This window comes from Streptomyces sp. NPDC051909, from assembly GCF_040681095.1.
Taxonomy (GTDB): Bacteria; Actinomycetota; Actinomycetes; order Streptomycetales; family Streptomycetaceae; genus Streptomyces.
Genome location: NZ_JBFAYA010000063.1, coordinates 1 through 6,132, shown reverse-complemented (window position 1 = coordinate 6,132; position 6,132 = coordinate 1). Strand labels below are relative to the sequence as shown.

Annotated in this window: 4 protein-coding genes and 3 pseudogenes; 4 read left to right on the top strand and 3 right to left on the bottom strand. The window is 66.4% G+C overall.

Features of this window, described 5'->3' with window-relative positions; genetic code table 11:
- The first annotated feature begins 127 nt into the window (after positions 1-127).
- Positions 128-373, top strand: a complete 246-nt coding sequence (locus AB0M18_RS36230) for a hypothetical protein (protein ID WP_365765628.1) — start codon at positions 128-130, stop codon at positions 371-373.
- 99 nt (positions 374-472) lie between these two features.
- Here AB0M18_RS36230 and AB0M18_RS36225 read toward each other — a convergent pair.
- From AB0M18_RS36225 to AB0M18_RS36215, 3 genes and pseudogenes are all read right to left on the bottom strand, one after another.
- A protein-coding gene (locus tag AB0M18_RS36225) for an IS5 family transposase (protein WP_365765626.1) occupies positions 473-1,290 on the bottom strand; the annotation gives its coding sequence in 2 pieces (ribosomal slippage) (positions 473-948 and positions 948-1,290; 819 coding nt in all).
- A 38-nt stretch (positions 1,291-1,328) separates the two neighbouring features.
- Positions 1,329-1,833: pseudogene (locus AB0M18_RS36220) on the bottom strand (transposase); the annotation flags it as partial.
- Between the two features lie 125 nt (positions 1,834-1,958).
- A pseudogene (locus tag AB0M18_RS36215) lies at positions 1,959-2,153 on the bottom strand (helix-turn-helix domain-containing protein); the annotation flags it as partial.
- Between the two features lie 953 nt (positions 2,154-3,106).
- Between AB0M18_RS36215 and AB0M18_RS36210 the strand changes: the two are divergent.
- The 3 genes and pseudogenes from AB0M18_RS36210 to AB0M18_RS36200 all read left to right on the top strand — a co-directional run bounded on the left by AB0M18_RS36210 (position 3,107) and on the right by AB0M18_RS36200 (position 6,020).
- A complete protein-coding gene (locus AB0M18_RS36210; RefSeq protein WP_365765624.1) occupies positions 3,107-3,430 on the top strand; it encodes a metalloregulator ArsR/SmtB family transcription factor in 324 nt (107 codons plus the stop codon).
- Positions 3,427-3,777 carry a VOC family protein gene (locus AB0M18_RS36205; protein ID WP_365765622.1) on the top strand — a complete coding sequence of 117 codons (351 nt, stop codon included), beginning with the start codon at positions 3,427-3,429 and terminating at the stop codon, positions 3,775-3,777. Before AB0M18_RS36210 ends, AB0M18_RS36205 begins: the two co-directional genes overlap by 4 nt.
- A 1,480-nt stretch (positions 3,778-5,257) precedes the next feature.
- Positions 5,258-6,020, top strand: a pseudogene (locus AB0M18_RS36200) (transposase family protein).
- Positions 6,021-6,132 lie beyond the last annotated feature (112 nt).

Sequence of the window (6,132 nt, the reverse complement as noted above, 5' to 3'; positions counted from 1 at the left end):
GCCCTGCCCGATCACATCTGTCAGAGCTCAGGGTCTCTGAACCAGATCAACGGGCACAAGCAGGTTGTCCCCGCCTCATTCCGTTAGGAGTTCTACGAGCGTCCGCCAGTAGGCGTAACGTGAGCGCATGGTTGACGTTTCGCTTGAAGGAGACAGCTGGACGCGGAGTGGCCTCGTAGTTCTTCACACCGAACTGAGCAGCGCACTCACGGAAACAGCTGAACTGATTGAAGTCGAACGGGCCCTTGCCGCTGTTACTGGCGGGAATACCGGTGCCGTCCAGGGACTCTTGGAGATCCTTGGCAGCCGGATGGGTGTCCCGGCTGCTTCCTTGGGCAATACCGGCGAAACGCTGCAGCGGCTTCATAAATGATGAGGGTCATCGGATGCGAGGAGTCCTGGGTCGGATGTCCCAGCGGTAGTGGGTCCAGGATCGTCCGATGCCAGGGCGGTGAAGAACTTAGACCGTGTCCTATGTGGTGAGGCGGACGAGTCGCTTGTAGCAGCAGATGGCTGCGGCGAGGCCCAGAAAGGCCAGGTAGTTGCGGGGGTGGCATTCGTATCGGTGGTTGAGTCGGTGGTAGCCGGTCAGCCTGGACATGGTCCGTTCGATTACCCACCGGCGGCGCCCCAGTCGTTCTGACGACTCGATGCCCTTGCGGGCGATGCGGACGCCGATGCACTTACCACGCAGCCATTTCCGCAGTTCAGGTATGTCGTACGCCTTGTCGGCGTGCAGCCGCTGGGGCTTGAAGTGACGGCCGCGGTAGGGGTCGTGTTTCGTTTGGAGACCCATGATCATGGGCTTCAGGGCCTGGCTGTCGTGGGTGTTGGCGGCCGATATGCCGACGAGGAGGGGCAGTCCGTTCGCGTCCGACAGGACGTGCATCTTGGAACCCGCCTTGCCCCGGTCCACGGGGCTCGGACCGGTGAGTTCGCCCCCTTTTTCGCCCGGACGTGGGCGGAGTCGAGGACGGCTCGGGACAGGTCGAGCAGGCCGGCGTCGTCGAGACGGTGCAGGATCTCCTCGTGCAGCCGGCCCCGCACCCCGGCACGCGACCAGATCAGAAACCGGCGGTGGGCCGTGGACTTCGATATGCCGAAGCACGGTGGCATGGCTCGCCAGGCGCAGCCGGAGACCAGCACGTAGATGATCGCGGCGAACAGCGTCTCATCAGGCGTGTCCTGCGTTCCGCCGCCCTGTGGCCGCACCTTCAACGGTGGGATCAGCGGCTTCGCGATCTCCCACAGCCCGTCCGGAACGATCCAGCTCCACGTACCCCGCCCCATGAACTGCCCAACGGCCGCCTCACCACATAGGACGCGGTCTTAATGGGTTGTTCGCGTCGTTCGGTGCAGCGGCGGAGCCGGCCGAAGTTGTTCATCCAGGCGCTCGTCCGCTCCACGGCCCAGTGCCCGCCGGTCCGGATGGGTGTCTGCACTCCGCGCGGGGCGATCCGCGCGTCGATGCTCCGGTCCTTGAGGTCGTCGTGGACGGGGCGGTAGTCGTAGCCGGCGTCCAGACCCAGCCGGGGGTGGTCGGGCAGCGGACCGAGGACTGCCGCCATGTCGGTGCAGGCGTCGAGGGTGGCGGGCAGCAGGGTGTGGTCGCGGACGTTGGCCGGGGCTCGGTGATCAGGGGTATGCCCTGCGCCTCGGTCAACTGCGAGCGCTTCATGCCCTGTTTGGCTCGGTCGACCGGGCTCTTGCCGGCGCACCCGTCAGCGACCAGACGGTCCAGTTCGAGGCCGATCACGCGGTCGTAGGCGGACAGGACCAGCAGCCTCAGATGGTCATCACGCCCAGCGCGATCCACTCGTTCTTCCGGCGCCGGCCTGCACCTCGCCACGGAGCTCGGCATCGAGCTTCAGTTTGGGTCGGCGCGGCCGCTCGGCTCGCTGCCGGGAGCGATGGTGGGCGAGGTCGGCGTCGTAGGCATCCTTGTCGTGCTCGAGCACGTTGCGGCGCAGTTCACGGCTGACGGTCGAGGGCGACCGTTCCAGCCGTTCGGCGATCTCGCGTATACCCAGTCCGCGTTTGCGCAGGGTGGCGATGCGCTCTCGCTCCAACAGCGACAGGTAGCGCCCGGAGTGCACGCTCTCGGACAGCCGCTCCGGCGGCAGCCCGCCGTTCTCCGACCGCCACCGATAGCCGGTCTTCCTGCCGATCCCCACCAGCTTGCACGCCTCGACCGTGCCCACCCCGGACTGCAGCAGCCTCCAGTAATCCGCCTCGATATTGAGCCTGCGCTTACGACCCACCCTCGCCATCAACACACCCATCGTGATCAAGGAGTGTTGCGACAAGCGTTAGAACCCAAGCAATCCAGTTACACCGAAATCTTTACAGACCCCCACCGCACTGGGCACCTCCACCGCCTGGCAACACGGGCAGGGTGAAGCGGCATACGCGGGCGCGGCCGGGTACCCGCCCCGGGCCTGACCGGCGCCCCACCGCTCCGTCCCCGGTACCGGTTGCCTCCAGCGCGCCGGGGACGTAAAGCCCCCGCGCCGGGCGCCAGGGCGCTCTCACCGGCCGGGAGCCAGTCAGCGTCGACCAGCGCGCCCACCGTGGTGCGGTCTTCCACGGACATGGGGCGGGCGGTCAGCCCATCCTCTCCGTCCGGCCATCCGATCGGCACGTGCACGCGGCCCACTTCCTTCCCGCGGACGGACCACAAGGCAAGTGCAGCACACCCGCCCCAGCGCCGCACGAGGTGCCGCGCCAGACTGCCCTTACCCCGGGATTAGGCCCATAGACCGTTGCCCAGGTGAACGGCCCATTTGTGAGGACTCACCACGCAGAGAGACGCGTGGAGCAAGGACCCTGGCGCAGGCCTTCCTGGGGGAGCATGACGTGCCGGTGCTCATGGCCTCTGCCTGCTCGCGCAGGTACGCCATCGTGAAGCCGAGCCGTACCAGGTCGGCCAGGTATGTTCCTTGACAGGCTGTGCTCCTGAGTGCCGCGTACCGGCCGGCCACGTCAGTTCGTGCAGGAGGTCCTGGACTCGCTTGCCGCCCGCTCTCATCACCGGCGGCCATCGATGCCTGGGGTGCGGAAGTTGCAGGGTTGCTGTTTCGGAATACTCCGAAGTAAGCTGCTAGTCGTGGTAGAGCCAGACGATCTCGACGAACTCTTGCGCGCAATGGCCAGCAGGCACCGGCGGCGAATCCTCTCCGAGGTGTGGGGGCGTGAACGCGGTGCCGGAGAGTTAGCCGAGCGGATCGGCCTGGCCCCAGCCAGCGTGTCGGAGCACCTGAAGGTGCTGCGGAAGACCGGTCTGGTCACGATGCGGGTCGATCGCACGTATCGGCTCTACCGGGCCTACCCCCCACGGCTGCACCAGCTTGCCGACCTCCTGGCACAGGTGTTTCCGACCGTGGTCCAAGGCCCACGACAACGAAGAGATCAAGAGAGGGACATGTCATGAGTGAGCAGACGGCGCGCCCGGCGAACGCGGTGGTGCATTTCGACATCAGTGGCCCTGACGACGAGGGCCTTCGCCGCTTTTACGGCGACCTGCTGGACTGGCAGGTTGACCCCAAGGGGCCAGGGTTTGCGCTGGTGCAGACGTCTGGCGGACTGCGCGGGGCGATCGTCGGCAGTGAACAGTCCGGCGTCACTCTCGGCGTGGTGGTCCCTGACCTCGAGCAGGCTCTCCAGAATGCTGCTGAACTGGGAGGTATTGTTGTCATGCCGCCAACCGACAACGGCTGGGTGACGAAGGCCCAGGTCAAGGATCCGGTAGGCAACCTGCTCACTCTCATTCAGGCATGAGCAGCTCCGCTGCAGCGAGCGGCGGCAATTCCGGCACTCCCCTTGCCAGGAAGATCGGAATCGAGCCGGGGCGCCGAGTCCGTCTCTCTCGTCGTCCCAGCCGATGGGCGAGCACTGGTCTGCCCGACAACGTCACGGCCGACAGTGGCAGTCCTGAGGGTGCCGATGTCACCATGGCCTTCCACACATCGATTCTCCGCTAGCCTCGATTTCACGTGTGAGGGTCCGTCAGCTTGCTGACGGACCCTCACCGCTTGCCCGGGGGAGACGAGAGATTTCTGCGGGTGTGGTAGGGGCCGTCCCGTACTGGGTCCCCTTCCTGCTCCAGGTGTACTCGCAGTGAAAGGCACGGGAATCGGATGTTCACGATCCAGCCGATTGGTACTCCGCCCGGCCGGGCGAACTCAGAACCGGCCTGTGTCGCGCGCTTGTGCAGCCAGGCATCTGCCGCAGCCTTCACATCCAGGGGTCGGTGCTTGCGGCGCCACGGGATGCCCCTCCGGGCGAGGGTCGGCGAAGCGGTAGACAGCCGGTCGGTGTCAGCTTCGTGGTCAGCCGCAGCCTGCAGCCATCACCTACTCGCCCGTGGGCTCCAGCTTCTGCACGCGGGCTCCGCCGTTGTTCCGACAGCACCGTCGACTTGCAGGCCCAGGGCGCCGCGCGGTCAGCAGCGAGGCGAGCGCCGCGGCACCTGTGGCAGGTCGCACCCGGACCCGTCGGGGGTTTACACCCCGATGAAGTGGATCTTGCCGAACGCAGAGGCCTCCGCGAAGTCGGTCGTGAACCACAGACGCCCACCGACATGTCGGCCGAGCAGGTCGTCCAGGCGGCCCACGAAACCACGGCCGCCCGTCATTCAGGATGCCGGTCGTGCCCTGATCGATGTCCACACCGATCACGTCGTGCCCTATCTCCGTCTGTCGGAGGCCCTGGCGGGCCGCGCGAGCGCGGAGAGCCAGCCCTCGGCAGTGGCCCGGACCCGCCTCCCAATCGGGGTTGGTCAGGAGCATGCCAAGGTCACCGAGGCGATACAGTGCCACCGGCAGGATGGAACAGCGCGGCTGGTCGCGGCTCCGAACACGGGTCGCGGGGAGCAGCCAACACAAGCCAATCAGCTCCGAGAAGTCACCATCCCGAAAACCCGGCTGCCGGTGCGGGCACATGGCCGGCCACCCGACCCCGGGCCCTGTCGAGCCCACCGGGACGGTGAAACACTCGAGACCCAGCCCAGTGAAGGAGATCCCGGCGACCCCAGCAGAGGTAGGGCACGAGGCCGGCCCGGGGCCGCTCGTGCGGGAGGAGGGCTCGTGGGGCAAGACCTCTCGCCCGATAGGCAGATCGAAGATCAATTCAACATCAGCCAAGTGACAGTGAGCCCTCTCCAACCTGCTGGTCGGGCTGGGAGTTGGGCTGACAGGCAGGTGAAGCCCCTGGTAGATGGGTTTTCGACCAAGGAATCCGTCTCCACCAGGGGCTTCGTGTGCTTGTCTACCCGTCCGGGCTGAACGTGTCCAGCTCTGCCCTGCCCTTCCTGTCCGCAAAGCTCCGCCGGCACGCCGGGAGCTCGGTACCCGCTGGCGGTGCCGAACGTCGGCCGGCAGGCCCTGCTCGTGCTCGCCCACCTTCGTCACGGTCACCCATATGCCCAGCTCGCGGCCGGGTTCGGCATCGGTACCACCACCGCCTACCGCTACATCACCGAGGCCGTCGAGGTCCTGGCTGCCCTCTCTCAGAGTCTTGCGGCGGCGGTCCAAACCGCGTCGTCGAAGGCGTTCGTGCTGCTGGAGGGGACCCTGTTGCCGATCGACCGGATCGCCGCAGACCGGCCCTTCCACTCCGGAAAACACAAGAAGCACAGCACGAACGTGCAGGTCATCGCCGATCCGAGAGGCCGCCTCCTATGGGCCTCACCAGCTTTGCCCGGTGCCGGCCACGACGTCCGGCCGCCCGTGAGCACGCGTCATCGACGCACTCGCGGAAGTCGACATCAAGTGCCGGGCGGACAAGGGATACCCAGGCGCCGGAGGCACGGTCCGCGTCCCGTGCCGGGGCCGCTGGGAAACCCTTTCCGCAGGACAGCAGGCAGTCAACCAGTCCCACGCGAAGATCCGTGTCCTTGCCGAGCAGGCCGTCGCCACCCTCAAGGGCTAGCTGTATTGACCCGCAAGCTCCGCTGCTCAACCAACCGCATCACGAGCCTCGTTCAGGCAATCCTCACCCTGCATCTGGCCAGCTCAGAGTGAAGATGGAAAGGGGTCACTAACTGATCGTTTCAGAATGCCGTTCGGAGTCGTCGGAGGCAGATGATGCCGCAGGCGAGTTCGAGAAGGCCTTGGTGGAGGTCGGCGCGTCGCT

What these genes read in the sequence shown, in the direction of transcription:
- AB0M18_RS36230 (WP_365765628.1), top strand. Translation starts at nt 128, where the DNA reads ATGGTTGACGTTTCGCTTGAAGGAGACAGCTGGACGCGGAGTGGCCTC.
- AB0M18_RS36205 (WP_365765622.1), top strand. Translation starts at nt 3,427, where the DNA reads ATGAGTGAGCAGACGGCGCGCCCGGCGAACGCGGTGGTGCATTTCGAC.